General features: G+C 70.1%; 30 protein-coding genes and 3 tRNA genes. 17 read left to right on the top strand and 16 right to left on the bottom strand.

The genetic code is table 11. The annotated features are described in order from the left end of the window. Positions 1-23: 23 nt before the first annotated feature. Genes ABZ463_RS07905 through ABZ463_RS07875 form a run of 7 tightly spaced genes read right to left on the bottom strand, consistent with a single transcriptional unit; the run spans position 24 to position 3,098 of the window. The gene (locus ABZ463_RS07905) at positions 24-461 is read right to left on the bottom strand and encodes an antibiotic biosynthesis monooxygenase (protein WP_362774154.1); all 438 of its coding nucleotides are present in this window, start codon (positions 459-461) and stop codon (positions 24-26) included. Between the two features lie 41 nt (positions 462-502). Beyond that, positions 503-1,066 carry a hypothetical protein gene (locus ABZ463_RS07900; RefSeq protein ID WP_352010256.1) on the bottom strand — a complete coding sequence of 188 codons (564 nt, stop codon included), beginning with the start codon at positions 1,064-1,066 and terminating at the stop codon, positions 503-505. 5 nt (positions 1,067-1,071) lie between these two features. Then, the gene (locus ABZ463_RS07895) at positions 1,072-1,845 is read right to left on the bottom strand and encodes a DUF6286 domain-containing protein (protein WP_352010257.1); all 774 of its coding nucleotides are present in this window, start codon (positions 1,843-1,845) and stop codon (positions 1,072-1,074) included. Continuing rightward, positions 1,842-2,246, bottom strand: a complete 405-nt coding sequence (locus ABZ463_RS07890; RefSeq protein ID WP_352010258.1) for an Asp23/Gls24 family envelope stress response protein — start codon at positions 2,244-2,246, stop codon at positions 1,842-1,844. Before ABZ463_RS07890 ends, ABZ463_RS07895 begins: the two co-directional genes overlap by 4 nt. Continuing rightward, a complete protein-coding gene (locus ABZ463_RS07885; RefSeq protein ID WP_352010259.1) occupies positions 2,243-2,431 on the bottom strand; it encodes a hypothetical protein in 189 nt (62 codons plus the stop codon). Before ABZ463_RS07885 ends, ABZ463_RS07890 begins: the two co-directional genes overlap by 4 nt. Further along, complete coding sequence (locus ABZ463_RS07880) at positions 2,428-2,694, bottom strand: hypothetical protein (protein WP_352010260.1); 267 nt, start codon at positions 2,692-2,694, stop codon at positions 2,428-2,430. The genes ABZ463_RS07885 and ABZ463_RS07880 overlap by 4 nt, the downstream gene beginning before the upstream one ends. Beyond that, the gene (locus ABZ463_RS07875) at positions 2,691-3,098 is read right to left on the bottom strand and encodes an Asp23/Gls24 family envelope stress response protein (protein WP_352010729.1); all 408 of its coding nucleotides are present in this window, start codon (positions 3,096-3,098) and stop codon (positions 2,691-2,693) included. Before ABZ463_RS07875 ends, ABZ463_RS07880 begins: the two co-directional genes overlap by 4 nt. 333 nt (positions 3,099-3,431) lie before the next feature. On the opposite strand from ABZ463_RS07875, the gene ABZ463_RS07870 reads away from it, so the two are divergent. Together ABZ463_RS07870 and gltX are read left to right on the top strand one after the other, a co-directional pair. Beyond that, positions 3,432-4,208: a fumarylacetoacetate hydrolase family protein gene (locus tag ABZ463_RS07870; protein WP_352010261.1), complete on the top strand. Its 777-nt coding sequence runs from the start codon at positions 3,432-3,434 to the stop codon at positions 4,206-4,208. 28 nt (positions 4,209-4,236) lie between these two features. Continuing rightward, the gene (gene gltX / locus ABZ463_RS07865) at positions 4,237-5,568 is read left to right on the top strand and encodes a glutamate--tRNA ligase (RefSeq protein WP_362774305.1); all 1,332 of its coding nucleotides are present in this window, start codon (positions 4,237-4,239) and stop codon (positions 5,566-5,568) included. On the opposite strand, the gene ABZ463_RS07860 is transcribed toward gltX, so the two are convergent. Beyond that, complete coding sequence (locus ABZ463_RS07860; protein WP_362774147.1) at positions 5,462-6,790, bottom strand: MATE family efflux transporter; 1,329 nt, start codon at positions 6,788-6,790, stop codon at positions 5,462-5,464. The genes gltX and ABZ463_RS07860 overlap by 107 nt on opposite strands. A 55-nt stretch (positions 6,791-6,845) precedes the next feature. Between ABZ463_RS07860 and ABZ463_RS07855 the strand changes: the two genes are divergently transcribed. Beyond that, complete coding sequence (locus ABZ463_RS07855; protein ID WP_362774144.1) at positions 6,846-7,385, top strand: PadR family transcriptional regulator; 540 nt, start codon at positions 6,846-6,848, stop codon at positions 7,383-7,385. A gap of 466 nt (positions 7,386-7,851) precedes the next feature. Here the strand turns inward: ABZ463_RS07855 and ABZ463_RS07850 are convergent, their stop codons facing one another. Next, entirely contained in the window at positions 7,852-9,828 is a 1,977-nt protein-coding gene (locus ABZ463_RS07850) for a M3 family metallopeptidase (protein ID WP_362774141.1), read from the bottom strand. Between the two features lie 199 nt (positions 9,829-10,027). On the opposite strand from ABZ463_RS07850, the gene ABZ463_RS07845 reads away from it, so the two are divergent. The 3 genes from ABZ463_RS07845 to ABZ463_RS07835 all read left to right on the top strand — a co-directional run bounded on the left by ABZ463_RS07845 (position 10,028) and on the right by ABZ463_RS07835 (position 10,325). Further along, a tRNA-Gln gene (locus ABZ463_RS07845) sits at positions 10,028-10,099 on the top strand. A 62-nt stretch (positions 10,100-10,161) separates the two neighbouring features. Next, a tRNA-Glu gene (locus tag ABZ463_RS07840) sits at positions 10,162-10,237 on the top strand. A 15-nt stretch (positions 10,238-10,252) separates the two neighbouring features. After that, positions 10,253-10,325: transfer RNA gene (locus ABZ463_RS07835), tRNA-Glu, on the top strand. 165 nt (positions 10,326-10,490) lie between these two features. On the opposite strand, the gene ABZ463_RS07830 is transcribed toward ABZ463_RS07835, so the two are convergent. Together ABZ463_RS07830 and ABZ463_RS07825 are read right to left on the bottom strand one after the other, a co-directional pair. Continuing rightward, positions 10,491-12,236 (bottom strand): hypothetical protein, encoded by a 1,746-nt coding sequence (locus tag ABZ463_RS07830; RefSeq protein WP_352010265.1) that lies wholly within the window; start codon positions 12,234-12,236, stop codon positions 10,491-10,493. Between the two features lie 51 nt (positions 12,237-12,287). After that, entirely contained in the window at positions 12,288-13,004 is a 717-nt protein-coding gene (locus tag ABZ463_RS07825) for an IclR family transcriptional regulator (RefSeq protein WP_352010266.1), read from the bottom strand. Between the two features lie 69 nt (positions 13,005-13,073). On the opposite strand from ABZ463_RS07825, the gene leuC reads away from it, so the two are divergent. The 4 genes from leuC to ABZ463_RS07805 all read left to right on the top strand — a co-directional run bounded on the left by leuC (position 13,074) and on the right by ABZ463_RS07805 (position 15,727). Then, a complete protein-coding gene (gene leuC / locus ABZ463_RS07820; protein ID WP_352010267.1) occupies positions 13,074-14,453 on the top strand; it encodes a 3-isopropylmalate dehydratase large subunit in 1,380 nt (459 codons plus the stop codon). Positions 14,454-14,465: 12 nt separating this feature from the next. Continuing rightward, positions 14,466-15,053 (top strand): 3-isopropylmalate dehydratase small subunit, encoded by a 588-nt coding sequence (gene leuD, locus ABZ463_RS07815; protein ID WP_352010268.1) that lies wholly within the window; start codon positions 14,466-14,468, stop codon positions 15,051-15,053. Beyond that, a complete protein-coding gene (locus ABZ463_RS07810; RefSeq protein ID WP_352010269.1) occupies positions 15,032-15,286 on the top strand; it encodes a hypothetical protein in 255 nt (84 codons plus the stop codon). Before leuD ends, ABZ463_RS07810 begins: the two co-directional genes overlap by 22 nt. Before the next feature lie 141 nt (positions 15,287-15,427). Further along, positions 15,428-15,727 (top strand): HU family DNA-binding protein, encoded by a 300-nt coding sequence (locus ABZ463_RS07805; RefSeq protein ID WP_352010270.1) that lies wholly within the window; start codon positions 15,428-15,430, stop codon positions 15,725-15,727. A gap of 88 nt (positions 15,728-15,815) precedes the next feature. Here the strand turns inward: ABZ463_RS07805 and ABZ463_RS07800 are convergent, their stop codons facing one another. Both ABZ463_RS07800 and ABZ463_RS07795 read right to left on the bottom strand, forming a co-directional pair. Continuing rightward, on the bottom strand, positions 15,816-16,031 hold the full coding sequence (locus ABZ463_RS07800) for a hypothetical protein (protein WP_352010271.1): 216 nt from the start codon (positions 16,029-16,031) through the stop codon (positions 15,816-15,818). 18 nt (positions 16,032-16,049) lie between these two features. Then, the gene (locus ABZ463_RS07795) at positions 16,050-16,805 is read right to left on the bottom strand and encodes a TetR/AcrR family transcriptional regulator (protein WP_352010272.1); all 756 of its coding nucleotides are present in this window, start codon (positions 16,803-16,805) and stop codon (positions 16,050-16,052) included. Positions 16,806-17,005: 200 nt separating this feature from the next. Here ABZ463_RS07795 and ABZ463_RS07790 point away from each other — a divergent pair, with 200 nt between their 5' ends. Then, positions 17,006-18,463: an MFS transporter gene (locus ABZ463_RS07790; RefSeq protein WP_352010273.1), complete on the top strand. Its 1,458-nt coding sequence runs from the start codon at positions 17,006-17,008 to the stop codon at positions 18,461-18,463. 90 nt (positions 18,464-18,553) lie between these two features. On the opposite strand, the gene cofC is transcribed toward ABZ463_RS07790, so the two are convergent. Beyond that, positions 18,554-19,240, bottom strand: a complete 687-nt coding sequence (gene cofC, locus ABZ463_RS07785) for a 2-phospho-L-lactate guanylyltransferase (protein WP_352010274.1) — start codon at positions 19,238-19,240, stop codon at positions 18,554-18,556. A 66-nt stretch (positions 19,241-19,306) separates the two neighbouring features. Here cofC and ABZ463_RS07780 point away from each other — a divergent pair, with 66 nt between their 5' ends. The 4 genes from ABZ463_RS07780 (at position 19,307) to ABZ463_RS07765 (ending at position 23,610) form a co-directional block, all read left to right on the top strand. Further along, entirely contained in the window at positions 19,307-20,020 is a 714-nt protein-coding gene (locus ABZ463_RS07780; protein WP_352010275.1) for a lysophospholipid acyltransferase family protein, read from the top strand. A gap of 20 nt (positions 20,021-20,040) precedes the next feature. After that, entirely contained in the window at positions 20,041-21,051 is a 1,011-nt protein-coding gene (locus ABZ463_RS07775; protein ID WP_352010276.1) for an NAD(P)H-dependent glycerol-3-phosphate dehydrogenase, read from the top strand. A gap of 148 nt (positions 21,052-21,199) precedes the next feature. After that, positions 21,200-22,450 carry an aminotransferase class I/II-fold pyridoxal phosphate-dependent enzyme gene (locus ABZ463_RS07770; RefSeq protein ID WP_352010277.1) on the top strand — a complete coding sequence of 417 codons (1,251 nt, stop codon included), beginning with the start codon at positions 21,200-21,202 and terminating at the stop codon, positions 22,448-22,450. A gap of 50 nt (positions 22,451-22,500) precedes the next feature. After that, the gene (locus ABZ463_RS07765; protein ID WP_352010278.1) at positions 22,501-23,610 is read left to right on the top strand and encodes a D-alanine--D-alanine ligase family protein; all 1,110 of its coding nucleotides are present in this window, start codon (positions 22,501-22,503) and stop codon (positions 23,608-23,610) included. 1 nt (position 23,611) lies between these two features. Here ABZ463_RS07765 and ABZ463_RS07760 read toward each other — a convergent pair whose 3' ends face one another. Both ABZ463_RS07760 and ABZ463_RS07755 read right to left on the bottom strand, forming a co-directional pair. Next, positions 23,612-24,058 carry a DUF3515 domain-containing protein gene (locus ABZ463_RS07760; RefSeq protein WP_352010279.1) on the bottom strand — a complete coding sequence of 149 codons (447 nt, stop codon included), beginning with the start codon at positions 24,056-24,058 and terminating at the stop codon, positions 23,612-23,614. Positions 24,059-24,075: 17 nt separating this feature from the next. Continuing rightward, positions 24,076-24,309, bottom strand: coding sequence for an Lrp/AsnC ligand binding domain-containing protein (locus ABZ463_RS07755; protein WP_352010280.1), 234 nt, complete (start codon positions 24,307-24,309; stop codon positions 24,076-24,078). Positions 24,310-24,360: 51 nt separating this feature from the next. Here ABZ463_RS07755 and ABZ463_RS07750 point away from each other — a divergent pair, with 51 nt between their 5' ends. Both ABZ463_RS07750 and ABZ463_RS07745 read left to right on the top strand, forming a co-directional pair. Further along, the gene (locus tag ABZ463_RS07750; RefSeq protein ID WP_352010281.1) at positions 24,361-25,317 is read left to right on the top strand and encodes a thiamine-phosphate kinase; all 957 of its coding nucleotides are present in this window, start codon (positions 24,361-24,363) and stop codon (positions 25,315-25,317) included. Between the two features lie 203 nt (positions 25,318-25,520). Then, complete coding sequence (locus ABZ463_RS07745) at positions 25,521-26,492, top strand: hypothetical protein (protein ID WP_362774127.1); 972 nt, start codon at positions 25,521-25,523, stop codon at positions 26,490-26,492. The last annotated feature ends 9 nt before the right edge of the window (positions 26,493-26,501 follow it).

The raw sequence follows: 26,501 nt of genomic DNA, 5'->3' as shown, positions 1-26,501 counted from the left end.
CCGCCGCGCTCACGAGGCGGTGGTCAGGAACCGTTCCTGGGGCCGGTGCTCTGGACGACCTCGAAGGACCACAGGGTGGAACCGGTCGCGGCGGGCCCGCCGTGGCCATGACCGTGTCCCTGGCCGTGTCCCTGGCCGTGTCCCTGGCCGGGTCCCTGATGGGGGGCCGCCGCATGGCCGTGACCCTGCTGACCCTGCTGGCCCTGTGCCGCGGCCTCGGCCGAGGCCTGGGCGTGGCCTCGCTGGAAGGCCTGGCTCTGCGTCCAGCGTTCGAAGTCCTCCTCGGACCTCCAGCGGGTGTAGACGAGGTACTGGTCGGTGCCCTCCAGCGGGCGGAGCAGCTCGAACCACTCGAAGCCGTCGGAGGACTCGACCATCCCGGCCCGTCCGGAGAAACGCTGTTCCAGCTCCTCGCGCCGCTCGGCGGGAACGGTCAGCACATTGATCTTCACAACGCTCATGAACCCATCCTGCCCCACGAGGTCAACGCCGGTTCGTGCGACTAGCGCCTCTCCAGGTTCACCCTGGTGACGGCCGGTACGTGCGCCAGTTCCAGAGCCTGGCGCATGTGGGGGATGGCGCGGCGGCCGAGCTGCTCGCGCAGCGCGCTCATCGGCGCGTCCTCGTCGGCGACGACGCGCAGCCGTACGGCGGGATGGGCCTTCGTGCCGACCATCGCGGCGCTGGCGCTCAGGACCGCCGGGTGGGCGCCGACCTCGTCGGCGACCGCGTCGGCGACGGTCGAGCCGCGCACGTCGGTGGTCCCGCCGGAACCGCTCTGCAGGCGGAAGTCGCCCAGCCGGTCACGCCGTCCCTGCACGAGGAGCCAGCGCAGCCCGAACAGGGCCAGCACGACCGCCGCCAGGGCGATCACCCACCACAGCCACGGTGAGTGCGTGGCGAAGGTGGCCCGTACCGGGTCGTTGACCAGCGGTTCGTCCCCGGGCGCCACCGCCCTGGGCAGGGTGTGCGCGCCCCGGGCCAGCGTGTAGCCACCGAGAAGCAACAGCAGCACCCCCATGATCAACAGGCCGACCCTGTTGCCCCGCCCGGTCTTCCTGTTCACGACGCTCACTCTCCTCGTAGGCGTACACGCACCGGGTAGTCCTTCAGCGGGCCGAGGGCGGCGATCCGTGTGGTCACGGCCCGCTGTACGGCCTCGGCGAGCCCGGCAGGCTCGCGCAGCGGGCTGTGGGCCGTCACCTCGGCGGTCCTGCCCCGCAGCCTGACGCGGGCACGGTCGATCCCGGGCACCTGTTCCGCGGCGTGGGTCAGCGCGCGGGTGAAACCCCTTGGCTGCATGCCGATGATCAGTTCGGGGTCGCCCGTCCTGACCGGGATGAGCCTGGGCCGTCCCGGTATGAGGGCCAGCAGCACCAGCAGCAGGCCGAGCAGGGCGACCACCCCGGCGCCGAACAGCACCCTGGAGTCGTCCCACCTGGTCGTGGACGCCCAGGAGAGCATCCGGTCGTACGGTGTCCAGCGCAGCGGGCGGCCGAGCAACGCGGAGATCACCTCCGCGGCCACGACGACGCCCAGCGCCGTCATCAGCACGGCGGTGATGACGGCGGGGACCACCCGGCGCGGACGGAAGGCCCTGACGGCCGCCCTGTCCGCGGCGTGGTTCCTCGGAACCCGCGCGGGCGGAGCGGTCTCCTCCGTGACCTCCGCGCCGGGTGCGGTGGATGCCCCGGGGGCGGGACCCGTCCCGGGGACAGGAACCGGGACGGGCCTTTCCCCCGAGGTGGGGACCTGTGACCCGGGAATGGGGACGGTGTCGTCCTCCGCCTCCCGGGAGGGACTCCAGGAGGAGCCCGACGAAGGGTCCGAGGGAGGGACGGTCATCCTTCCTCCTCCCACACGGTCTGCCGGGGCGGGCCCTGCTCCTCGGGAGAGGGGACCACCCCGGTCACGTCGAGGTCGATCTGGCCGACGGACAGCCCGGTCAGCGTGTGGACGCGTTCGCCGACGTGCCGCCGGATCTCCTCGGCCGTCTCCAGCAGCGGGGCCGGATAGTCGACGGAGACCTCAAGCTCCAGCAGGGCGAGCCCTCCGTCGACGGTGGAGTGGGTGTGTCTCCCGAAGGTCAGCGGCCCCCGCTCGCGAACCTCCCGCACCCGTTCCACCTCCTTGGCCGCGCAGACCGCGATGCGGGTGACGACCCGCTCCGGGATCTCCGTCCTGCCGCGCAGCTCCGCCGGTACGGCGGGCCGTGCGGCGGGCTGTGCGGCGGCCGGAGCGGTCATCGCCGTCTCGCCGACAGCCGGGACACGTCGATCTCGCCGCCCTCGACGATGCGGCCGATGAGGAATCCGACGGCGCCGAGCACGAGCACGAGCAGGAAGGCGCCGAGGCCGCCGAACGCCGCCGCGAAACCCAGGGCGATGCCGGTGGTCAGCCCGGCCACCGACCAGATTGGGAACTGGTTCATTGAACACCTCCGATATGCACGTTCACGGCGCGGTCGCCGACCAGGGGCGCGAGCGCGAGCCGTACCTCGTCGGCGATCTCCGGCAGCGGCCGTGTCGTCCGGGCGACTATGGAGACCTCGACCTCGTCCTCACGAAGGGCGACGCCGGAGACGCGCTCCCCCGGCAGGTAGGTCGCCACGGTCCCGAAGGGGCCGCCGGACAGGTCCGCCACGTCGGGGCAGTGCCGTACGGCGTCGGCTATCTCACGCGCGAGTTCGGTCACTGGACGCGGGGTTCCTGATCGGGCTGGTCGGCCTTCTCCCCGTCCTTGTCGCCGGGCAGGTGGACGTCGTCGACCTTGATGTTGACCTCGGTCACCTCAAGCCCGGTCATGCGTTCGACGCCGGTGATCACATTGCGGCGCACGGAGGCCGCCAGGTCGGGGATGGCCACGCCGTACTCGACGACCAGGTCGAGATCGACCGCCGCCTGCCGTTCGCCCACCTCGACGGACACACCCTGGGTGGCGGTGCTCTTGTCACCGCCGACGATGCCGCGTACGGCGCCCAGCGCCCGTGCCGTTCCGGCGCCCATGTTGTAGACGCCGTTCACCTCTCTGGCCGACAGGCCCGCGATCTTCGCGACGACCCCGCTGTCGATGCTGGTGGTCCCCTTGGGGGTCACCAGGCCTCCCTGGCTCGCGGCGACGTCGGTCCGAGCCTGCGGCGCGGGGTTGCCCTCGCCCCTCGGCCTGTTCACCGTGTTGGCTTCGGTCACGTCGATTCCCTCCCCCGAGGGGAAGACGCTCGGCTTCCCCGGAAGTTACCTATGCCTCTCATACCCCCCACATGGGCACTAACCAGCACATACTTCTTCTTAGAAAAATCCTTTATATGAGCATTTAGGGTTTTTGTTGATCTTTTTGGAATCGAGTGCTTTATGCGTGCTTTGGGGGAGTGATGGGGGTGAAGAGAGGTGCGGACGGTCCGGCGGGACGCGGGGTCCGACTAGCCTTGTCGTGTGCGTATAGCGAGGTTCTCCACAGGTGAGGGTGTCGGGTTCGGCGTGGTCGAGGGCGGGCCAGGCGAGGAGTTCATCTCCGCGATCTCCGGGCACCCGTTCGGCCCGATCCAGTTCACCGGTGAGCGTCACTCGCTCTCGCGGGTCAGGCTGGTCGCGCCGATGCTGCCCAGCAAGGTCGTCGCGATCGGCAAGAACTACGCCGACCACGCCAAGGAGATGGGTGGCGAGGTCCCCGACGAGCCGCTGGTCTTCCTCAAGCCCTCGACCTCGGTGATCGGGCCGGGAGAGTCCATCTCCTACCCGACCGGGCTGAGCAGCAGGGTCGACTACGAGGGCGAGCTCGCGGTGGTCATCGGCAGGCTCTGCCGTGAGGTCCCCGCGGAGCGCGCCCATGAGGTGATCTTCGGCTACACGTGCGCCAACGACGTCACCGCCCGTGACCTGCAGAAGAAGGACGTGCAGTTCACCCGGGCCAAGGGGTTCGACACCTTCTGCCCGCTCGGCCCGTGGATCCAGACCGAACTCGACGTGACCGACGTCGGCATCACGACGACGGTGAACGGCCAGGTCAGGCAGAGCTCTCGCACCTCCAAGCTCATCTATGACATCCCCACGCTGATCGCCCACGTCAGCGCGGTCATGACCCTCATCCCCGGCGACGTGATCCTGACCGGGACACCGGAAGGGGTCGGCCCGCTCGACGTCGGCGACGAGGTCAGCGTCGCCATCGAAGGAATCGGCACTCTCACCAACCGGGTGGTCTCCCGTGATTAGGGTTCGTTTCGCCCCGTCCCCCACCGGCATGTTCCACGTCGGCGGCGCGCGTTCCGCGCTGTTCAACTGGGCGCTGGCCGAGCGGTCGGGCGGCAGGTTCGTGCTGCGTATCGAGGACACCGACGCGGCCCGCAACCGCCCCGAGTGGACCGAGGGCATCATCTCCGCGCTGGCCTGGATCGGCATCAACGAGGAGAGTCCCCTCTTCGAGGGGCCCTACTTCCAGTCGTCCTACGCCGAGCAGCACAAGGAGGCCGTGGCCAAGCTGGCCGCCGACGGCCGCGCCTACTACTGCACCTGCACCCGCGAGGACGTCAAGGCCCGCACCGGCTCCGAGCACCAGGGCTACGACGGCTTCTGCCGCGACCGCGGCCTGACCGAGGGCGCCGTACGGTTCCGCACCCCCGACGAGGGCGTCACCGTGGTCGAGGACCTCGTCCGCGGCACGGTCGAGTTCCCCAACAACGCGATAGAGGACTTCGTCATCGCGCGCGGTGACGGCTCTCCGCTGTTCGTCCTGGCCAACGTGGTCGACGACGTCGAGATGCGCATCAGTCACGTGGTCCGCGCCGAGGAGCACCTGTCCAACACCCCCAAGCAGCAGCTGCTCTGGCAGGCGCTCGGCCTCACCCCGCCCGTGTGGGCGCACGTGCCGGTCATCGTCAACGAGAAGCGCCAGAAGCTGTCCAAGCGCCGCGACAAGGTGGCCCTGGAGTCCTACCGCGACGAGGGCTACCTGCCGGAGGCGATGGTCAACTACCTGATGCTGCTCGGCTGGGGGACCGGCGAGGACCGGGAGATCATGCCCTGGTCGGAGATGGTGCCGAGGTTCAGGCTGGAGGACGTCAACCCGTCCTCGGCCTTCTTCGACGAGAAGAAGCTGCGGGCCTTCAACGGCGAGTACATCAGGGCGCTGTCCCCTGAGGAGTTCGTCGCCCGCTGCGAGCCGTGGCTCGAACCCGGCTGGGACCGCGAGACCTTCGCCAAGATCGCCGAACTGGCCCAGACCCGCATCTCGGTCCTGTCGGAGATCAGGGACAACGTCGACTTCCTCTTCCTGGACGAGCCCGTCTTCGACCAGGCCTCGTGGGACAAGGCCATGAAGACCTCCGCCAAGGAGATCCTCACCGGCTACCTCGCCCGCCTGGAGACGGTCGCGATGGACCCCGACTCGCTCAAGGCCGCGCTTGAGGAGGTCGGCGCGGAGCACGGCCTCAAGCTGGGCAAGGCCCAGGCCCCGGTCCGGGTGGCGATCACCGGCAGGACCGTCGGACTGCCGTTGTTCGAGTCGATCGAGGCCCTCGGCCGGGAGCGGTCCGCGGCCCGGATCCGCGCCGCGCTCGCCAGGCTCGAAGCCTGAGGCTCGAAGAGGAGACCGGGACGAGGACGAGCGTGAGGGCGATGGCGGCACCCGCCGCCATCGCCAGCCAGACCCCGGTCACCCCCAGCAGGGGCCCCAGGAAGTAGGCGCAGGAGAGCTGGGCCGCGAAACCCGTGAGGGTCGCGGCCAGCAGCCTGCCGCCTCGCCCGCTCGCCTGGAACGCCCCGCCGACGGCGATCAGGCCGCCGAACGGGACGAGATACAGCGGCATCCAGCGCAGGAAGCCGACGGCCGCGTCGGTAACGTCGGGATCATCGGTGAACAGACCGGTCACACCCCGCGCGGAGAGAGCCAGCACGACGCCGACGACCAGACCCGTCAGCAGTCCGTACGGCAGGGCGGGGCCCGCCTCGCCCGAGCGGGCCGTCTGGATGGTGCTCGCCTGGCGGAGCGCGTAGAACGCCATCACCCCGGCCAACATGATCTTCAGGCCGATGCCGTAGCCCGCCAGAACGGCCACCCCGAAGCCGCTGACCACCCCGACCATGGTCATGCCGACGAGTGACCTGGCCAGGAAGTCCCCCGACAGGGGAAGCCCGGCCCGGAGGATCTCGACGGCGTCGCGGCGGTTCGGGCCCTGCCGCGCGTCGCGGGGCGTGCGTCGTAGGAGGAGGGTCAGGGAGAGCGCGAGCGTCACCGCGCGGGCCAGCACCGTCGCCCAGGCGGCCCCCTGGACACCCAGGCCGAACGAGTAGATGAACAGCGGGTCGAGGGCGATCACCAGAACGTTGCACAGCAACGCGACACGCATGGGGGTGGTCGTGTCGCCCCGCCCCTTGAAGATTCCGTCTGTGAGCGACTGGGCGTAGAAGACGGGAATCCCGGCCAGCGAGACCAGGAAGAATTCGGCGGTCAGCGCGGCCGTCGCCGGATCGTCGGTGAAGAGCGCCGCCAGCGGCTCCCGCGCCAGGACCCCGGGCACCGTGACCGCCAGGCTGACGACCGCCCACAGCAGCCACGCCGTACGGACCACGGGCGTGAGCGGTCCGGACCCGTCGCGCCTGCCGACCACGATGGTCGTCCCGGTCCCGACCGCCAGGACGACGCCCAGGGCGAGGTGCTCCACGGTGGTCGCGATCGTCACCGCGGCCACGGCCGGGCCGCCGAGGCCCGAGACCCAGAACAGGTCGATCAGGCCGACCGCGACCACGGCGGTCAGCAACTCCACGTAGACGGGCAGGGCCAGACGGATCAATGACATCACTTTACCTCTTTTCGAGCTATATCGTTTAGAGGTATAGCGATACGATGCACCCATGGCAAACGGTGACCTGTCCCTGTCGATCCTCGGCCTCCTGGGGGAGGGGCCGATGCACGGCTACGAGCTCAAGGGCCGCATCCTGGAGATGAGCGGTCACCTGCGGCCCGTCAGCGACGGAGCCCTCTATCCGGCGATCGCCCGCCTGGAGAGGGCCGGGCTCGTGGCACGGCACGAGGAGGAGGGGACGGCGGCGGCCCGCAGGCAGGTCCTCACCCTGACCGAGGAGGGCCGGGCGGAGCTGTGGCGCAGGCTCGCCGAGCCCGCCGATCTCGACATCAGCGACCAGACCCGCTTCTTCGGGCTGCTGGCCTTCCTGGCCCAGCTCCCCGACCCCGCAGCCCAGGCGAGGGTGTTGCGCCGCCGTCTCGGCTTCCTGGAGACCCCGGCCGGGTTCTTCTACCGGGACGGCAGGCCTCTACGCGCCGAGGAGGTCGCCGACCCCTTCAGGCGGGGCATGCTGCTGGTCGCCAGGGCCACCTCCGCCGCCGAACGACAGTGGCTGAGAGAGACCCTGGCGACCCTGGAGCGGCCCTGACGTCCGGTCGGTCAGTGGGGCGTGCGGTCCGGAACGGTGGTGGGGAAGAAGGGGCTGACCCCGTACCCCGAAGCCACACGCGGCAGAGGCGCCCGTCCGAGCCGGATCGAGAGACCCGGCCCAGACTCGATCCAACCCCCCACGTCGCATGTGAGGGGTTCGTCTTGTGCTTCCCCGGTGCCGCGTGTGAGGAGTGTCGGCTTGGGCGCGTCGGTGCTTGGACTGAGGAGCGAAGGAGCGAAGCGGATGAGTGACGAGGGAAAGCACCGACCCGAGGCGCCCAAGCCCGCGCCGCCGCAGGCGGAGCAAAGAGATATGGCTTGGGCGCGTCGGTGTCTGGACTGAGGAGCGAAGGAGCGCAGCGACGGAGTGACGAGGGAAAGCACCGACTCGAAAGCGCCCAAGCCCGCGGCGCCGAAGGCGGCGCAAAGAGACACAACCCGCGCCGCCGCAGGCGGCGCAAAGGTTAACGCAGTCCGCGACGCTCCAGCAGCGGCTCGATCCGTGGGTCGTGTCCCCGGAAGGCCCGGAAGGCGTCCATGACGTCCATGGAGCCGCCGACGGACAGCAGGGCCGTCCTGAAGTGGTCGCCGTTCTCGCGCCTGAGGCCGTCGTTCTCCTTGAACCACTCGACGCTCTCGGCGTCCAGCACCTCGCTCCAGATGTAGGAGTAGTAGCCGGCGCTGTAGCCGCCCACACCGCTGGAGAAGATGTGCGCGAAGTAGTTGGTCCGGTAGCGGGGGCGGACGAGCTCGAAGGCGATTCCAGCGCTTTGCAGGGCATGCGCCTCGAAGGCCTCGGGGTCCTCGACGGTCTGGCCGGGCGCCAGCTTGTGCCAGGCCCAGTCGAGCAGCGCGGCGGCGAGATACTCCACGGTCGCGAAGCCCTGGTTGAACCTCTCCGCGGCCTTCATCTTCTCCAGCAGTTCGGCGGGCACCGGTTCGCCGGTCTCGTGGTGCCTGGCGAAGTTGGCGAGGACGGAGGGCCAGGTCGCCCACATCTCGTTGACCTGGGAGGGGTACTCGACGAAGTCCCTGGGCACCTCGGTGCCGGAGACCCGGGGGAAGCGGACGTCGGAGAACAGTCCGTGCAGGGCGTGGCCGAACTCGTGGAAGGCGGTGGTGACCTCGTCGAAGGTCAGCAGCGTCGGGCCCTGCGTCGGCTTGGTGATGTTGAGGTTGTTCATCACCACCGGCAGGTGGCCGAACAGGTGCGACTGGTCGACGAGGTTGTTCATCCACGCGCCGCCCCGCTTGGTCGGCCGCGCGTACGGGTCGAAGAGGAACAGGCCGAGCTGTGAGCCGTCGGTGTCGAACACCTCGAAGGTCCGCACGTCCGGGTGGTATCCGGCGAGGTCGTCCCGCTCGGTGAAGGTGATCCCGTACAGCTCGCCGGCGGCGTGGAAGACGCCGTCGCGAAGCACCCGGTCCAGTTCGAAGTAGGGGCGCAGTTCGGCGCCGTCGAAGTCGTAGCGCGACTTGCGCACCTTCTCCGCGTAGAACGACCAGTCCCACGGCTCGATGGGGAATCCGGCCTCCTGCGCCAGCGCCTCGGCCTCCCGGCGGGCGTTGGCCACCGCGGGGCCGACGAGCTTGCCGAGCATCTCCTCGACGGCCTCGGTGGTCTTGGCCGTCTGGTCGGCCACGGAGTAGGCGGCGTGGTCGGAGTAGCCGAGCAGGGCGGCGCGTTCCGCACGCAGGGTGGCCAGCCGTACGGCCAGGCCGAAGTTCTCCGGCGCCCGGTTCACCGAGAGCTCGTAGAGCCTTCTGCGGGTGTTCCGGTCGGTCAGTTCGGCCAGGGCGGGCTGGTTGGTGAAGTTGAGCAGCGGCAGGACGTACTCGCCGTCCTTCTCGATCGCCTTGATCGCGCTCTCGGAGAGCCCGTCGAGTTCGGCGGGGTCGCCGACGACGAGGGCGGAGGCGGTCGAGGCCTTGAGCAGGTTCTGGGAGAAGGAGGTGGCGAGCCGGGTCAGTTCCTCGTTGAGCTCACGCAGCCGCAGCTGCTCGGGCTCGGACAGGTCGGCGCCCGCCCTGACGAAGTCCACCCGGTACTTCTCCAGCAGCCACGCCTCCTGGGGGTCGTCGGTGGTGACCTGCTTGATCCGCGCGTAGAGGGCGCGGTTCAGCCGGATGGCGTCGTCGTGCTTGGTCAGCTTGGGGAAGATCTCGGTCTCGATCTCCCGGATGCGGTCGGTGGCGTCCGAGGCGGCGACGCTGGAGAAGACGATCGTCGTCCTGTACAGGATCTGCCCGGAGCGTTCGAGGGCCTCGACGGTGTTGGCGAACGTGGCGGGCTCGGGGTTGGCGGTGATCGCCTCGACCTCCCGGAGCTGCTCCGCCATGCCGTGCTCGAAGGCGGGCAGGTAGTGCTCCTCCCGGATCCGCGCGAAGTCCGGCAGCCGGTACGGCAGCGCGCTGGGAGCGAAGAAGGGGTTCTCAGCCAAGGTAAGGGCTCCTCACGTGAGACCGGATCGGACCGGATCGGATCGTCTGCAGCAGCGTCGCACAGCCCCCTGCCCGGGGACAGCGCAGGCACCGGGGAGGCCTCCCGCGACCGGGGCGGCCAATCGTTTTGGCCTTGACCCCCAACCTGGGCTATTCTTTCGGAGTCGCCAGCGAGCCCCGCAAGGGGGTCAAGGGCGGTGGGGTATGGTGTAATTGGCAACACGACTGATTCTGGTTCAGTTATTCTAGGTTCGAGTCCTGGTACCCCAGCTGCGTCTCCCTTCAGGAGACGCCGCGGATTCCGTCTCAATGGGATCCGACGACAGTGTCACGGTCCCGTCGTCTAGTGGCCTAGGACGCCGCCCTCTCAAGGCGGTAACGCCGGTTCGAATCCGGTCGGGACTACCACTGTCAGCATCGCAAGGCTCCGTCGTCTAGTGGCCTAGGACGCCGCCCTCTCAAGGCGGTAGCGCCGGTTCGAATCCGGTCGGGGCTACCCAGGTGAACCCTCGGAAGCGCAGGCTTCCGGGGGTTTTCTGCTTTTCAGGAAAAGCGGTCCGCGGAAATACGCGTCCGCGGGTGATCGTTCCCACCGGGAGAATCGTCTTCGCGTGGAAAAAAGACCGCGGTGCGCCCCGAGACGGGGCGCACCGCGAGGGCGTCAGTTGTGGCTTGAACGGGCCTTGAACAGGGCCCGTTTGGCCGCCTTGCCGACCTGGCGGTCGGGGTGGGCCTTGCCGATCGCCTCCAGGAGCTCCTCCAGATGGGGGTGCGGCACCTTCCAGATCACGTCGAGCAGGTTGACGAGGTTCGGCACGTTGCCGATGTCGTCGAGGCTGCTGACGAACTCGGGGCGGCCGAGGCCCGCCGAGATGGTCAGCATGTCGAGGATGAGCCAGTGGGTGTCGGCCTGGGTGGGCGGCGGGGCGTCCTCGACGCCGAGCTGCGCCAGGTGGGTGGCCGCGTAGGGGCGCAGGGAGGGTTCGTCGAGGGCCTCCTGCCAGGCGGGCACCGCGATCTCGCCCAGCGAGCCGACCATGCTGGCCGCCTGGACCCTGACGAGGGCGTCCGCGTCGTCCTCCGCGGCGGCCTCCAGCAGCTCCCTGGCGGCCTTGCCGGGCTCGCGGAGCTCCATCCAGGCGGCGAACTCGGCGTCGGCCTCCTCCTCGGGCAGCTCCGCGCTGAAGGACAGCAGGTCGAGGGCCGTCATCGCGTCGATGGCGGGGCGGGCGTCCAGTTCGATGTCGGCGTCGTCGGCCAGGTGGACGACGCCCTCCATGCCGAGCGGCGTCAGCCGTACCTGGTCGTGCTCGACCTCGACCATGCCGTAGCCGGCGAGCCAGTCGAGCACGGGGGCGAGCGGGTCGCCGTACTGCGCGACCGCCGCGGCCCAGGCCTGCGCGCCCTGGTCGTCGTACTCGGCGACGGCCTCCTCAAGCTCGGCGCGCAGTTCGGCCAGGCCCTTTGAGCCGGTCGCCAGCAGCACCCTGACCAGCAGCGCCCTGGTCAGGCCGGACAGGGCGATCGTGGCGTCCTCGTCGTCGAGCTCGGGGTCGCCGTAGTCGATCGAGTGCAGACCGGCCAGCCAGGCGTCCAGGACGTCGTCGTCCTCCTCGAACGGCCATTCGGCGGTGTCGGGGTCGGCGCTGACGGTGTCCTCGCCCTCCGGCTGGAGGAAGTCGAGGTCGATCGCGAGGTTCCAGATGTTCCAGAGCGCGGGCACCGAGTCGGCCAGTGAGGCGCCGTCCGTCTCGGGGACGGGAAGGCCGAGGGCGCCGAGGGCCTCGACGATCTCCGCGTCGGTGAGCAGGCTCGTCTCGCCGACCTGGCGTTCGGAACCGACCCACACCGCCAGATCGCGGGCCTTGACGATCAGCCTGACCTCCCGGGCGGCCGAGGCCAGCTCGCTGTCGGGACGGAGCCGGATCGTGTCCAGCTCCGCGAGCTCGTCCGCGAACGGCTCGAAGTCTCCAAGTCCGTCGATCTCGTCCTCTTCGTCCTCGTCGTCGTACTCGTCGTCCTGTTCGGCGGCGAGGTCCTCCATCGCGTCGACGAAGTCGTCCTCGATGCGGTCGAGTTCGGCGAGCAGTTCCTTGAGCGAGGAGGATCCCGCGCTCAGCTTCCCGGTCTCGGACAGGAAGGTCAGGTAGGCGCGGACCGCGGGCACCATGCCGTCGGCGGCCGCGTCCGGGTCCTCGACGACCTGGGGCATCCGGTCCAGCAGAACGGCGCGCAGGTCGGCCCGCTTCCACCGGCCGACGTCCGTCGAGGCGATCAGCCGGTGCCAGAGGGCGACGGAGCCCACCAAGTTGGAATCGCTGCCGGGCGCGTTCTCACGCGCCCAGAGGATGAAGTCTTGGAGCAGGGGACGCAGTTCAGCGGCGGCTGCCTCAATGCGATCTGTCACCTACCCAGCCTAGGGGGCCGGAAGGGTGCTCGCCTCCTCATATCGTACGGCTCAGTTGGCCCGTCGCATCGACTCGGTGATCCGCTCGGCGGCGGAGACCACGGGGGCGGCGTGCAGCCGTCCGGGGGTGCGGGTCAGCCGCTCTATCGGGCCGGAGACGGAGACCGCGGCGATGACCTTGCCTCCCGTGCCCCTGATCGGCGCCGAGACGCTGGCCACCCCCTGCTCGCGCTCGCCGACGCTGTGCGCCCAGCCCCTGCGGCGGACGCTGGCCAGGGTCGCCGCGGTGAACTTGGCCCCGCGCAGGCCGCGGTGCAGGCGGTCGGGCTCCTCCCAGGCGAGCAGGATCTGCGCGGCGGACCCGGCGAGCATCGGCAGGGCGGAGCCGACGGGGACGGTGTCGCGCAGCCCGCTGGCGCGCTCGGCGGCGGCGACGCACACCCGCTCGTCGCCCTGGCGCCGGTACAGCTGGGCGCTCTCGCCCGTCAGGTCACGCAGCTGGGTCAGCACCGGTACGGCGACCGCCAGCAGCCTGTCCTCACCGGCCGCGGTGGACAACTCGGACAGCCGGGGGCCGAGGACGAAACGCCCCTGTGTGTCACGGGAGACGATGCGGTGGTGTTCGAGGGCGACGGCGAGCCGGTGGGCCGTGGGCCGGGCCAGGCCGGTGGCCTGGACGAGCTGCGCGAGGGACGCCGGGCCGGCTTCAAGGGCGTTGAGCACGAGAACGGCCTTGTCGAGTACGCCGACTCCGCTAGAGTTGTCCATACACCGATACTGCCGTCTCGACATATGAGAAAGCAAGTGGGGTGCGGAAAGCGATCGCAAGGAGGCGACATGGGGCGCACGCTGGCGGAGAAGGTCTGGGAGCAGCACGTGGTGCGACGTGCGGAGGGAGAACCCGACCTGCTCTATATCGACCTGCACCTCATTCACGAGGTGACCAGCCCGCAGGCGTTCGACGGCCTGCGCATGGCGGGGCGTCCCGTGCGGAGGCCGGAGCTCACGATCGCCACCGAGGACCACAACGTCCCGACGGTGCTCGGCCCGATCGCCGACCCCGTCTCGCGCACCCAGGTCGAGACGCTGCGCAAGAACTGCGCGGAGTTCGGCGTCAGGCTGCACCCGATGGGCGACGCGGGTCAGGGTGTCGTGCACATCATCGGCCCGCAGTTCGGCCTGACCCAGCCGGGCATGACCATCGTCTGTGGTGATTCTCACACCTCGACCCACGGCGCCTTCGGCGGCATCGCCTTCGGCATCGGCACCTCCGAGGTCGAGCACGTGCTGGCCACCCAGACGCTGCCCGCCTACCGGCCGAAGACGATGGCCATCGAGGTCTCGGGCGAACTGCCCGTCGGGGTCACCGCCAAGGACCTGATCCTGGCGATCATCGCCAAGATCGGTACCGGCGGCGGCCAGGGCTACATCGTCGAGTACCGGGGCGAGGCCATCCGCAAGCTCTCCATGGAGGGCCGGATGACCGTCTGCAACATGTCGATCGAGGCGGGCGCCAGGGCGGGCATGATCGCCCCCGACGAGACGACCTTCGAGTACCTCAAGGGCAGGCCCCACGCCCCCACCGGCGAGAACTGGGACGCCGCCGTCGAGTACTGGCGGTCGCTGTCGACCGACGAGGACGCCGTATTCGACACGGTCGTCGAGATCGACGCCTCGACGCTGACCCCGTTCGTCACCTGGGGCACGAACCCGGGCCAGGGCGCTCCGCTGGGCAGCGCGATCCCGGCCCCCGAGGACACCGGCGACCCGGGCGCGGCCGCCCGCGCGCTCGAGTACATGGGCCTGACCGCGGGGACCCCGCTGCGCGAGGTCGCGGTGGACACGGTCTTCGTCGGCTCCTGCACCAACGGCCGGATCGAGGACCTGCGCGCCGCGGCCGAGGTGCTGCGCGGGCGCCAGGTCGTCACCCGCACGCTGATCGTCCCCGGCTCGATGCTGGTCAAGCTCCAGGCCGAGCAGGAGGGGCTGCACGAGGTGTTCAAGGCCGCGGGCGCCGAGTGGCGCGAGGCGGGCTGCTCGATGTGCCTGGGCATGAACCCCGACACCCTCGCCCCCGGCGAGCGCAGCGCCTCGACCTCCAACCGCAACTTCGAGGGGCGTCAGGGCAAGGGTGGCCGTACCCACCTGGTCTCCCCGCAGGTCGCCGCCGCGACCGCCGTCACCGGAAAACTGACCGCGCCCGCCGACCTGGTCTAGGAGAAACTCGCAATGGAAGCCTTCACCGTCCACACCGGCCGGGCCGTACCGCTGCGCCGCAGCAACGTCGACACCGACCAGATCATCCCCGCGGTCTGGCTCAAGCAGGTCAGCAGGACCGGGTTCGAGAAGGGCCTGTTCTCCGCCTGGCGCGAGGACCCCGGATTCGTCCTGAACGACCCGGCCTACCAGGGGGCCTCGGTCCTCGTCGCCGGTCCCGACTTCGGCACCGGCTCCTCACGTGAGCACGCCGTCTGGGCCCTGCAGCAGTACGGCTTCCGCGCGGTGATCGCACCGCGTTTCGCCGACATCTTCCGTAATAACTCCACCAAGATGGGGCTGCTCCCGGTGGTGCTCTCGGCCGCGGAGGTCGAGGCCCTGCAGGCGGCGGCCGAGGCGGACCCGACCCTTGAGGTCACCGTCGACCTGGCCGAACGCCAGGTGCGCTGGGCGGGGGAGACGGCCGGTTTCGAGATCGACGACTACACCCGCTGGCGTCTGATGGAGGGGCTCGACGACATCGGGCTGACCCTGCGCAACGCCGACGACATCGCGACATACGAGAATGGTCGGCAGCCATGGCTGCCGACGACCGTCTGACACGTTCAGAAGACGACCTGGCCCGGCGGCTGCGCGACGCGCACCGCCGGGTTCGTTTGTTGACCCTTTCTCCGGAGCGGCGGGAGCGTCTCGCCAGACGCCTGCTGTCGATCTGTGACCTCGCAAAGCACGATCTCCACCGTGCAGCGGGGCGTCTTGATTTATTCCTTCTCGACCTTGATGCTCTGGTTTCAGATACGCCAAGTGCTGGAAACATTGCGGAAGGTGATTGAGTCGTAGGGCTCCGTCCCCTAATTTCAAGCGGGCAAGGGGTTTCTCGCTCTGTTGAGACCTCGGGCCGTGACAACCGGGTGAGACGGGCTACCTGCCCCACGACCCACTCCCAGACATCGGTAGCAGGGGGAGCAACCTTTATGAACAAGAAGGAACTCGTCGAGGCGATCGCGGATCGCGTCGGTGACAGAAAGACCGCGACCGAGGCCGTCAACGCGGTGCTCGACACCATTCAGCGGGCCGTCGCCAGCGGCGACAAGGTCTCCATCACCGGATTCGGCGCCTTCGAGATGGTGCACAAGCCCGCCCGTTCCGCGAGGAACCCTTCGACCGGCGCGGAGATCAAGGTCGCCGAGAGCTGGGGTCCCAAGTTCCGGCCGGGCTCCGACTTCAAGGAGCTCGTCAACGTGGAGGGAAAGAAGGCCGCGAAGAAAAGGTAGGACTCGCCCGGGCGCCGGGACTCCCGTCGCGGGGGCCCGGCGCCCCGCCTTTCACGCGACGGCCGTACGGTCCCGTCGCATGGGCCCGTCACATGGGGGCGGTGGGAGGAACCGGGAACGTGGACAGCGTGACGTAGGTGATCCGGTCGCCGTCGAGGACGACGTTCACCCGTTGTCCCGCCCGTAGAAGCCGCAGCGGTCCGGCGTCGAAGGCCGCGGTGTCGAACGGGATCTCCGTCCCGTCGTCGGAGTAGACAGAGCCCGACCTGGTCGTCGTGTCGAAGATCCGTACCGTCGCCTGCACCCGGTCATGGTAACCCGGTCACCCGGAGGGACGCGGGTGGTCGGCGGCGTAGGACGCCAGCCCCCGGATGATGATCTCTATGCCGAGGTCGAACCGTTCGTCGTTCGTCCGCTGGAGCATGACGTCGGCGAGCTCGACCATGTTCGGGAAGCGGTCGGGCGGCAGCTCCCTGAAGTAGCGTTCGAGCGTCTGCCTAATCTCCGCCCAGGACCTCTCGACCGCCGGCCGTTCCCCGTCCTCTTCGGCCTCCTGGCGCCGGTCGTCCCAGACGCTCTCCTCGAAGGCGAAGCCGTTCATGAAGGTGGAGATCATGTCGCCCGCCGCGCCCGCGAGGTGGTCGGGGAGGCCGCCCGCGCGGAAGACGGCCAGGAGCTGCTCAAGGTGGGGGAGCGCCTCGGCGCTGAAGGGGAAGCCGGTCATGGCGATCCTGGCCATGTCGCGGTGCTCGTGCAGCTTGGTCCGCCCGGTGCGGGCGTACTGCCTGATCTGCTCCTGCCAGTTCTCCGGGTCGGGGGCGGGCAGCTCCCAGTCGCGGAACATCCGCAGGTACATCAGTTCGAGCAGCTCGTCCTTGCCGCTGACGTGGGCGTAGAGGGCGGAGACCGCGACGTTCAGCTCGGCCGCGACCTGGCGCATGCTGAGCTTCTCGTAGCCCACGCGGTCGATCACCGTGTAGGCGGCCTCGATGATCCGGTCACGGGTGAGCGGGATGCGGGCCGGACCCGTCCTTCTGCGTGCCCGATCCCACGGCAGTGCGGGCAGCTCGTCACTCATGACGCCAGTGTAACGCCAGGGTGAACACTGCTCATCACATCGAACGCCGCTCGTTTTCACGACATATCTTGTCTTCGGCATCGATGCGACATATCTTAAGAACACCGCACTGAGTGGCGAACGACGTTCTTTGAAAGAACAATGCTCGTGTATGGTGAACGCTGTTCATCGCAATCCCTCCAACCGCTGGGAGTCCCCCCATGACCACAGACGTGTCAGAACCACTTCGGAAGGCGGCCGAGCCGCCCCTCCACCGGTGGCGCTGGGTCGCGCTCGCCGTCATCCTGCTCGGCGAGGTGATGGACCTCCTCGACGCCATGGTCACCAACATCGCCGGGCCGACCATCAGGAACGAGCTCGGTGGTTCGGCCTCCGTCATCCAGTGGCTCGGCGCCGCCTACACCCTCTCGATGGCGGTCGGCCTGATCACCGGCGGCAGACTCGGTGACATCTTCGGCCGCAGGCGGATGTTCGTCATCGGCGCGGCCGGGTTCACCCTGGGGTCGCTGCTGTGCGGCCTCGCCCAGTCACCCGAACTGCTCATCGGCGCGCGGGTCCTGCAGGGCCTGTTCGGCGCCGTCATGCTGCCGCAGGGGCTCGGCATGATCAAGGAGATGTTCCCGCCGAAGGAGATGGGCGCGGCGTTCGGCCTGTTCGGGCCGGTCATGGGCCTGTCCACGGTCGGTGGCCCGATCCTGGCCGGATGGCTGGTCGACGCCGACTTCTTCGGCACCGGCTGGCGCATGATCTTCCTGATCAACCTGCCGCTCGGCCTGGCCGCCGTCCTGATGGGAATGCGCTTCCTGCCCGAGTCCCGTTCGCCGCACCCGCTCAAGCTCGACGTCCCCGGCGTGCTGCTGGCCTCCCTGGCCGGTCTCCTGCTGGTCTTCCCCCTGGTCCAGGGCAGGGAGAGCGACTGGCCCGCCTGGGCCTTCCTGATGATGGGCGCCTCCGCCGTGCTCTTCGTGCTCTTCGGCTGGTTCGAGGCCAGGAAGAGCCGGACGGGCGGTGACCCGCTGGTCGTCCCCAGCCTCTTCCGCAAGCGCGCCTTCACCGGCGGTCTGGCGACGGGCCTGGTCTTCTTCTCCGCCATGTCCGGTTTCGCGCTGGTGTTCAACCTCTACACCCAGATCGGCCTGGGCTACTCCACGCTCCAGGCGGCCCTGGTGATGATCCCCTGGTCGCTGGGCATGGTCGCCGGGTTCGGGGTGGCGCAGGCGGTCGCGAAGTTCGGCCGCAAGGTCCTGCAGGGCGGCATCCTCGTCATGGCGCTCGGCGTCGTCGGAGTCCTGCTGACGATCGCCCAGGCCGGCACCGGTGTGACCGCCTGGCAGTTCGTTCCCTCCCTGGCGGTCACCGGGCTCGGCATGGGTCTGCTGATGGCGCCCTTCTTCGACATCATCCTGGCCGGCGTCGAGCAGCACGAGACCGGCTCGGCCTCGGGCACGCTGACCGCGATCCAGCAGCTCGGTGGCGCCGTCGGTGTCGCCCTGCTCGGCACGGTCTTCTTCGACCAGGCCGCGGCCACCCTCAGGCCCGACTTCGTCGGCGCGGCGGGCACGGTCCTGTGGGTGGTCGCGGGGATGCTCCTGCTGACCTTCGTCACGGCCTTCCTGCTGCCCAAGCAGGCCAGGGAGGGGGAGAACGCCGGGCACTGACCCCGCCACGGCGCCCCGCCCGCGGGGGCCCGCCGTTCGGAGCCGGAGCGCCTCCGGCCCGGAACGGCGGACACGGCGGGCACGGGCGGGTCAGGAGGAAGAGGGAGTCCCCCCGGCGGGGGACTCCCTTTCGATCTTCTCCACCACGGCGAGGGTGCGGGGACCGACCCCGAGGGACAGGGCGCTGCGCAGGTCGTCCGGGGTGTCCACGTCCCGGCGTACCGAGGCGACCCCCTCAAGACAGAGCTCCTTGGCGCCGTACCGCAGATGACGCTCACGCGACTCGCCGCTGAAGCCCGGGGTGAACGGGACGCCGGGCCGTACGCCGTAGAAGGTCGTGCCGATCTCGGCCGCGTCGGGCAGGAACGCCTGGTCGAACTCGCCGGCCGCGGCCAGCACCAGGGCGAGTTCGGCGGGCCGCAGCGCGGGCAGGTCGGCCTGGAGCGCGCCCACGGAGCCGGCGGGCGCCAGCCGTACGGCCTCGGTGGCGCCGTGCCGCAGCGCCGCGTTCAGGCCGGCCTCGGGATCGCCCACCACATGGGCGCCGATCCCGGCGAGCGCGGGCGCGGCCACGGGATCACTCGTCACGACCACGACGCGCGCGACCGTCGCGCAGGCCAGCGCGGCCTCGACGGTGTCGCAGGCGAACGCGACGGCCAGGGCGGCCCGGTGCGGGCCCGCCGCCCTCGACAGCCGCGTCTTGGCGGCGACCAACGTCTTGACCGGCACGACGAGGGTCCAGGCTGAACTCTGCGGAGCAGGCATAGCCTTAAGCATCGCGCCTCGACATCCTGTACGGCCAACCGGGACACTTGGGGCGCATCACTGCTTACGGAGGAGTTCATGAGACGTCCTGGATGGCCTTCCCGGTTCTGGGTCGCCCTGGCCGTCACGATCGTCAAGCCGATCTCGTGGCTCCTGGTCAGGAAGGACTGGCGCGGGGCCGAGCGGCTGCCGCCGACCGGCGGGGTCATCCTGGCCGTCAACCACCTGTCGTGGCTCGACCCGGTCCTGGTCGCCCACTACCTCTACAACAACGGCCGCTGGCCGACGATCCTGGCCAAGGCCGGACTGTTCTCGGTGCCGCTGCTCGGGCGCGCGGTGCGCGGGCTGATGGCCATCCCGGTCCACCGGGGCAGCGCGGAGGCCTCCCGATCGCTCGCCGAGTCGGAGCGCAGGATCGCCGAGGGCGCGTGCGTGATGTTCTATCCCGAGGGCACCTGCACCCGCGACCCCGACTTCTGGCCGATGGAGGGCAAGACCGGCGCGGCCAGGCTGGCGCTGGCGACCGGCGCGCCGGTGATCCCGGTGGCGCACTGGGGCGCCCAGGAGATCCTGCCCTACGGCGGTAAACGGCCAAGACTCTGGCCGCGTAAGACCTTCCACGTGCTGGCGGGGCCACCGGTCGACCTGTCGAAGTACGAGGGGCGGCCCCTGCACGCCGACGTGCTGCGCGCGGCGACCGCGGACATCATGGCGGCGGTCACCGCTCAGCTCGCCGAGCTGCGGGGGGAGAAGGCGCCGCCGGCACCGTTCAAGCGGCCCTCGGACCATTGACTTCGACGTACGGTGATGAAATGACCAAGGCGGCTGTATTCGGCACGGGCTCGTGGGGCACCACATTCGCGATGATCCTCGCGGGCGCGGGAGGCAAGACCGTTCTGTGGGGCAGGCGCCCCGAGGTCGTCGAGGCGATCGACCGCCGCCACGAGAACCCCGACTACCTGCCGGGCGTACGGCTGCCCGAGACCCTGCGCGCGACGACCGACCCTGCCGAGGCCCTGGACGGGGCGGACTTCGTGGTGCTGGCCGTGCCGTCCCAGACGTTGCGGGTGAACCTGACCGGGTGGAAGCCGTACCTCCCGCCGGAGGCGGTGCTGGTCAGCCTGATGAAGGGCATCGAGCTCGGCACGACGAAGCGGATGAGCGAGGTGATCTGCGAGGTCGCCGAGGTGCCGAAGGAGCGGGTCGCGGTCGTCTCGGGCCCCAACCTGGTCGGTGAGATCGTCAGGGGCCAGCCCGCGGCGACCGTGGTCGCCTGCGCCGACCGGCGCGCCATGGAACGCCTCCAGGAGGCCTGCCACCTGCCGCCGTGGTTTCGCCCCTACACCAACCCGGACGTCGTCGGGGTCGAACTCGGCGGCGCCGTCAAGAACGTGATCGCCCTCGCCGTCGGCGTCTCGGCGGGGATGGGGCTCGGCGACAACGTCAGCGCGATGCTGATGACCAGGGGACTCGCGGAGATCTCCCGGCTGGGCGAGGCGCTCGGCGCCGATCCGCACACCTTCGCCGGGCTGGCCGGAATGGGCGATCTCATAGCGACCTGCACCTCCCCATTGTCCAGGAACCGTACCTTCGGTGAGAATCTTGGCCGGGGGATGACCCTGGCCGAGGTCGTCGCCGCGACGAAGCAGACCGCCGAAGGAGTCAAATCCTGCGAGTCGGTTCTGGAACTGGCCAGGAAGCACGATGTCGAGATGCCGATCACGGAGGTGGTTGTGGCCGTCGTGCACGACGGGTTGCCTCCCGCCGAGGCCGGGAACCTGCTGATGTCGCGAACCCTCAAACCAGAACGGTACGGCGTTTGACCTCCCTGTCGTCCTCGCCGCCGAGGACACGGGAGAGGGAGCCCGGAGGCGTCGGCCGTACGATCCCGCCGACACCGCGAGGGAGGGAAGCGCCGTCACCCCGCCCCGGGATCGGAGTACCCCCGGCGCGAATCCGGTGAGCCGACGAATGCGCAGACCCAACGGTGAGAACACCCGCGCGGTCCACCTGCCCCCCTTGGCCGACCCCCGGCAGAGCCCGCTCGGCCTGCCGGTGTGGCGCAGCTCCGCCTGGGGCTTCGCCGACTCGGCCGAGTACGCCGAGATGTGCGACGAGAAGAGCTCGGGCTTCGCCCACGGCGGGGTGGACAACCCGACGACCGCCGCCTTCGCCGCCGCGGTCGCCTCGCTCGAAGGGGCCGCGGCGCCCAAGGACGTCGCCGGGCAGGCCTTCTCCTCGGGGATGGCCGCGATCACCGCCGTCCTGATGACCTTCCTGCGGGCCGGAGCGCACATCGTCGCCCCGATCCCCGTGCACGGCGGGACCTACTCGCTGATCACCAACGTGCTCTCCAGGTTCGGTGTTTCGGCGGGCTTCGCGGACTACGGCGATCTCAGCCGGGTGAACGCCGAGGTCAGGTCGAACACGAAGATCATCTACGCGGAGACCCTGTCCAACCCGGCCATGGCCGTCTCCGACATCCGGGGCCTGTACCGCATCGCCCGCAGGGCCGGGGCGCTGCTTGTCGTCGACTCGACCTTCGCGACCCCGGTCGTCTGCCGCCCGCTCGAACACGGCGCCGACCTGGTCGTCCACTCGGCGACCCGGTATCTCGGCGGCCACGACGACTGCGAGGGCGGTGTCGCGGTCGGCCGTCCCGACCTGATCGCGCAGCTCGGCGAGGTCCGTCTCGACACCGGCGGCACGCTCTCCCCCGACGACGCCTTCCTGCTCCGCAGGGGGCTGGCGACCCTCCCGCTCCGGGTGCGCAGGATGTGCGCGACCGCGATGGTCTTCGCCGCCGCGGTGGCCAAGCACCCCGCGGTGCGCCGGGTCGACTACCCGGGCCTGCCGGGACACCCCGGCCACCAGCTGGCCAGGCACCTGTTCGACTCGGGCCCTGAGGGGACGAGGTACGGCGCCTGCGTGACGGTCACCCCGCACGGCGGCTACGACGCGGGCGTCGCGCTGGCCGACGGCCTCAGGATCGCCTCGATCGCCACCTCGGTCGGCGGCACCAGGACCAAGGCGGCGCACGTCGCCTCGACCAGCCATCCGCAGCTCGGCGGGGCCGCCGGGATCGACGCCGGGGCGGTCCGCTTCTCGATCGGCCTGGAGGACGCGGAGGACCTCATCATGGACGTGACGAGGGCTCTGGACGCCCTCCTCGACCAAGGGGTGGCCCCGGACAGCGGAAAGGGCCCCGGATCGGGACGATAGGCGCGTCTGACAGCCGGGATGACGGCCCAGAGGGGGTACATTCGGTCATCATGAGCGAGCAGCGCGAAACCCGCCCGCGGGTTGCAATCGTCTTCGGTGGCCGCAACTCCGAGCACGGCGTCTCCCTCCTCGGGGCCGGGAGCGTCCTTGAGGCCATCGACCGGTCCAAGTACGAGGTTCTCCCCGTGGGCATCGCCCAGGACGGGCGGTGGGTGCTCGCCTCCGGCGAGCAGCGCTACGCGATCGAGAACGGCGAGATGCCGGTCGTCGACGCCACGGGAACGGCGCTCGCGCTGCCGACCGGCGGCGACGCGCTGGTCGTCTACGAAGCGGGCAGCATCCCGGTCGAGTTCGGCCAGGTGGACGTCGTCTTCCCGGTGATGCACGGCCCCTTCGCCGAGGACGGCACGATCCAGGGGCTGCTGGAGATGGCCGGGGTCCGCTACGTCGGCTCCGGGGTGCTGGCCAGCGCGGTCGGTATGGACAAGGGCTACATGAAGACGGTGCTGGCCGCCGCGGGCCTGCCGGTCGGGCCGTACGTCGTCGTGCGCGACCGTGACTGGCGCACCGCCCGCGAGCGGGTCCTCAAGGAGGTCGAGGAGCTCGGCTGGCCGGTCTTCGTCAAGCCCGCCCGCGCCGGGTCGAGCCAGGGCATCTCCAAGGCCAACGACCGCGAGGAGCTCGAAAGGGCCGTGGAGTTCGCCCGCGAGCACGACCCCAAGGTGCTGGTCGAGGCCGCCATCGTGGGCCGCGAGATCGAGTGCGCCGTGCTGGAGTCCCCCGGTGACGAGGCGCCCAGGGCCAGCCTGCCCGGTGAGGTGCTGGTCCACGGCGACCACGAGTTCTTCGACTTCGAGGCCAAGTACATCGGCGACGAGATGTCCCTGGCCGTGCCCGCCGACATTCCGGCCGAGGTCGCCGAGGAGCTGCGCGCGATGGCCGTGCGCGCCTTCGAGGCGCTCGGCTGTGAGGGCCTGTCCCGGGTGGACTTCTTCTACACCGAGGACGGCCGGCTGATCCTCAACGAGATCAACACGATGCCCGGCTTCACCTCGGTCTCGGTCGCGCCGCAGCTGTGGGCCGCGACCGGCGTGCCGTACGGGGAGCTTGTCGACCGGCTGATCCAGCTGGCGCTGAACCGCGCGCCGGGGCTCAGGTAGGTCAGCCCGTCTGGGGGAGCGCCGCCTTGATCGGCCCGGAGAGGTCGACCAGGACGTTCCCCGGGACGTGCTCGCGGGAGATCGTCACCTCGACGTAGGCCTGCCTGCCGATCGCGGTGAACAGGGCGGGCCTGGCGGGGTCGTTGAACCACGCGACCCCGTTGATCTCCGGCACCTCGTCGGTGGCGGCCATCGTCGACGGCCGGGTCACCCCGCAGCGCAGCGCGATCCGCGCCTGCCCCCACACCGCGACGTACGGCGAGGCGGGCGACGACTCGACCCGGTCCACACCGTCGAGGGTCTTGGGCAGCCGTCCGCCGAGAGCCTTGCACGCGGCGGCGGCCGCTCCCTCGGGAACGGGCGGGTCCACGCGGACCGCGCCGCCGCATCCCGCCAGGAGCAGAGGGAGGCAGGCGAGCGCGGCCCAGCGGGCGAACCGGAGTGACATGGAGTCTCCCGGTGAGGTCAGATATGGACGATGGGACACGTAAGAGTACGTGTGATGCCCTCCACCGCCTGAATCTGGGCCACCACCATCTTGCCGAGTTCGTCCACGTTGCGGGCCTCGGCGCGGACGATCACGTCGTAGGGTCCGGTCACGTCCTCGGCCTGGGTGACACCGGTGATCGAGGAGATCTGTCCGGCCACGTTCGCGGCCTTGCCGACCTCGGTCTGGATCAGGATGTAGGCCTGCACCATAACGTCCTCCCGGGCGATTGGATCAGTGCCGAAGGGCCACCGTACCCTGTGATGAACGGGAGGTGTGTCATCACAGTCGGAGATCTCGGCGAATTCGGAGTTGTCGCACGTATAGCCGAACGCTTGCCACAAGGTGGGACCGTGCTTCTCGGTCCCGGGGACGACGCCGCGATGGTGAGGTCTCCTGACGGACGGGTCGTCGTGACGACAGACTTACTGATCGAGGGTAGGCATTTCCGTCGCGATTGGTCCAGTGGCTACGACATCGGGCGTAAAGCTGCGGCCCAGAATCTTTCAGACATCGTTGCCATGGGGGCCGACCCCACCGGCATCGTGGTCGGTCTCGGCCTGCCCGCCGACGCCGCCACCGGCTGGCTCGACGACCTCACCGACGGCTTCCGCGACGAGTGCGACCTGGTCGGCGCGAGTGTGGTCGGCGGCGACGTCACCCGCTGCGACCTGGTCGTGCTCGGGGTGACCGCGCTGGGAGACCTCGGCGGGCGTGCCCCGGTCACCCGCTCCGGCGCGCGCCCCGGCGACGTGGTCGCGGTCACCGGACGGCTCGGTCACGCGGCGGCGGGGCTCGCGCTGCTCGCCGCCGGCGAGAAGGGCCCCGCCGAACTGCTCGACGCCCATCGCCGCCCCGCGCCTCCGTACGCCTGCGGTCCCCGGGCGGCCGCGCTCGGCGCCACCTCGATGCTCGACGTCAGCGACGGGCTCCTCCAGGACCTCGGTCACGTCGCCGAGGCGAGCGAGGTGGGGATCGTGCTCCTGCCGGAGGCCTTCGTGATCTCCGAGCCCCTTGAGGAGGCTGCCGGGCGGCTCGGGGTGGACCCGCTCGGGTGGATCCTGTCCGGCGGGGACGATCACGCGCTCGCGGCGACGTTCCCTCAGAGCGTACGGCTGCCGCAGGAGTGGACCGTGGTCGGCCGGGCCGAGGCGGGTAAGGGCGTGCAGGTCAACGGCCGTTCGATGGCCTATGAGGGGTGGGATCACTTCAGGGAGTGAATTTTCCCACTTCCTGTGACATTCGTGAAAATTGCGACAAACGGTTATTGAAATGGTATGAAGTTTGGCGGCCGAGATTCCCTAGAGGAAGGGGCGACATGGGCCGCCATGGTGGACATGGGGAAGACGTCCCCCGCAACCGGGGGAAACGTGAGCCGGAGTCAGCTCCGGAGCCCCCCCAACAGTCCGGGACCAATGACGAGTTGATCGGGCGCCGGCTCCGTCCAGAGGAGTCCGCGATCACCGAACCCGCCAAGGGGTTCCTCGGATCAGGCTGGTCGGCCACGACCGAACTGTCCGAGCCCGTCTGGCCGGGAGAGGAGCGCAAGCCGAGACGGCGCGTCAGGACGATGCTGCTCACCGCGGTCGCGGTCGTCGCCGTCCTCGGCGGAAGCGCCGCGGCCATCCAGCTGACCAGCGGCTCCGCCGACTCGACCACCGCCTGCCCGCCCGGCGGCTGCGCGGCCGCCTCCTCGGAACGGCCCGCCCCCGAGGACTCGCTCACCGATCCCGAGGACCCCACGCCGCCGGGAGAGGAGGCGGAGGAGCCCGCGGAGGAGCCGACCGGGGAACCGACGGGCAAGCCCGGCGGGACGGAGACGCGGCCCCCGCGGACCCCGGCGCCCGTCGCCACTGCGCACCGCGCGGACCGTACCCCCGAGACCCCCGAGACCCCAGAGGCGAAGGCGCGCCCGACCCCGAAGACCGGGCACACCCCGCGCCGCACCGAGCAGGCGCAGCCGAGCGACGACCCCGAGCCCACACCGGAACCGACCGGGGAGGCGCTCGTCACCGGCGAACGGCCGCACACGCCCGGCGAGTCGCCGGGCGTCCCCGAGACCTCCGCGACCCCGGCGCCCACCCCGACCACCCCCGCGGCCTCCGGGGTCACCGTCGGATTCGGCCTGGTCAAGGAGAAGACCCAGGCCTACACCGCCCAGCTCGTCATCGCCGCGGACGGCAAGCTCGACGGCCTGACGCTGAAGGTGCCGGTCGGTGGCGAGATCACCTCGCTGCACGGCGCCGACTGGAAGCAGGAGGGCGGAATCCTCGTCCTCGACTCGGGGCAGAACCTGGACCCGGGGGAGAACCTGGTCGTCACCTTCAGCGCGGACGGCCAGTCGAGTACCCCCAAGACCTGCCAGAGCCCCCAGGCTGACTGCGTCGTCATCTGATCCGGTACG

The organism is Streptosporangium sp. NPDC020145 (assembly GCF_040631275.1).
In the GTDB taxonomy this organism is placed as follows: Bacteria; Actinomycetota; Actinomycetes; order Streptosporangiales; family Streptosporangiaceae; genus Streptosporangium.
This window is presented reverse-complemented; position numbering and strand designations above follow the sequence as displayed.

Coding starts and splice junctions, on each gene's coding strand:
- ABZ463_RS07905 (WP_362774154.1), bottom strand. CDS start 461: ATGAGCGTTGTGAAGATCAATGTGCTGACCGTTCCCGCCGAGCGGCGC.
- ABZ463_RS07895 (WP_352010257.1), bottom strand. CDS start 1,845: ATGACCGTCCCTCCCTCGGACCCTTCGTCGGGCTCCTCCTGGAGTCCC.
- ABZ463_RS07890 (WP_352010258.1), bottom strand. CDS start 2,246: ATGACCGCTCCGGCCGCCGCACAGCCCGCCGCACGGCCCGCCGTACCG.
- ABZ463_RS07885 (WP_352010259.1), bottom strand. CDS start 2,431: ATGAACCAGTTCCCAATCTGGTCGGTGGCCGGGCTGACCACCGGCATC.
- gltX (WP_362774305.1), top strand. CDS start 4,237: ATGTTCCACGTCGGCGGCGCGCGTTCCGCGCTGTTCAACTGGGCGCTG.
- ABZ463_RS07860 (WP_362774147.1), bottom strand. CDS start 6,790: ATGTCATTGATCCGTCTGGCCCTGCCCGTCTACGTGGAGTTGCTGACC.
- ABZ463_RS07855 (WP_362774144.1), top strand. CDS start 6,846: ATGGCAAACGGTGACCTGTCCCTGTCGATCCTCGGCCTCCTGGGGGAG.
- ABZ463_RS07825 (WP_352010266.1), bottom strand. CDS start 13,004: ATGGACAACTCTAGCGGAGTCGGCGTACTCGACAAGGCCGTTCTCGTG.
- leuC (WP_352010267.1), top strand. CDS start 13,074: ATGGGGCGCACGCTGGCGGAGAAGGTCTGGGAGCAGCACGTGGTGCGA.
- leuD (WP_352010268.1), top strand. CDS start 14,466: ATGGAAGCCTTCACCGTCCACACCGGCCGGGCCGTACCGCTGCGCCGC.
- ABZ463_RS07810 (WP_352010269.1), top strand. CDS start 15,032: ATGGCTGCCGACGACCGTCTGACACGTTCAGAAGACGACCTGGCCCGG.
- ABZ463_RS07805 (WP_352010270.1), top strand. CDS start 15,428: ATGAACAAGAAGGAACTCGTCGAGGCGATCGCGGATCGCGTCGGTGAC.
- ABZ463_RS07795 (WP_352010272.1), bottom strand. CDS start 16,805: ATGAGTGACGAGCTGCCCGCACTGCCGTGGGATCGGGCACGCAGAAGG.
- ABZ463_RS07790 (WP_352010273.1), top strand. CDS start 17,006: ATGACCACAGACGTGTCAGAACCACTTCGGAAGGCGGCCGAGCCGCCC.
- cofC (WP_352010274.1), bottom strand. CDS start 19,240: ATGCTTAAGGCTATGCCTGCTCCGCAGAGTTCAGCCTGGACCCTCGTC.
- ABZ463_RS07780 (WP_352010275.1), top strand. CDS start 19,307: ATGAGACGTCCTGGATGGCCTTCCCGGTTCTGGGTCGCCCTGGCCGTC.
- ABZ463_RS07775 (WP_352010276.1), top strand. CDS start 20,041: ATGACCAAGGCGGCTGTATTCGGCACGGGCTCGTGGGGCACCACATTC.
- ABZ463_RS07770 (WP_352010277.1), top strand. CDS start 21,200: ATGCGCAGACCCAACGGTGAGAACACCCGCGCGGTCCACCTGCCCCCC.
- ABZ463_RS07765 (WP_352010278.1), top strand. CDS start 22,501: ATGAGCGAGCAGCGCGAAACCCGCCCGCGGGTTGCAATCGTCTTCGGT.
- ABZ463_RS07760 (WP_352010279.1), bottom strand. CDS start 24,058: ATGTCACTCCGGTTCGCCCGCTGGGCCGCGCTCGCCTGCCTCCCTCTG.
- ABZ463_RS07755 (WP_352010280.1), bottom strand. CDS start 24,309: ATGGTGCAGGCCTACATCCTGATCCAGACCGAGGTCGGCAAGGCCGCG.
- ABZ463_RS07750 (WP_352010281.1), top strand. CDS start 24,361: ATGAACGGGAGGTGTGTCATCACAGTCGGAGATCTCGGCGAATTCGGA.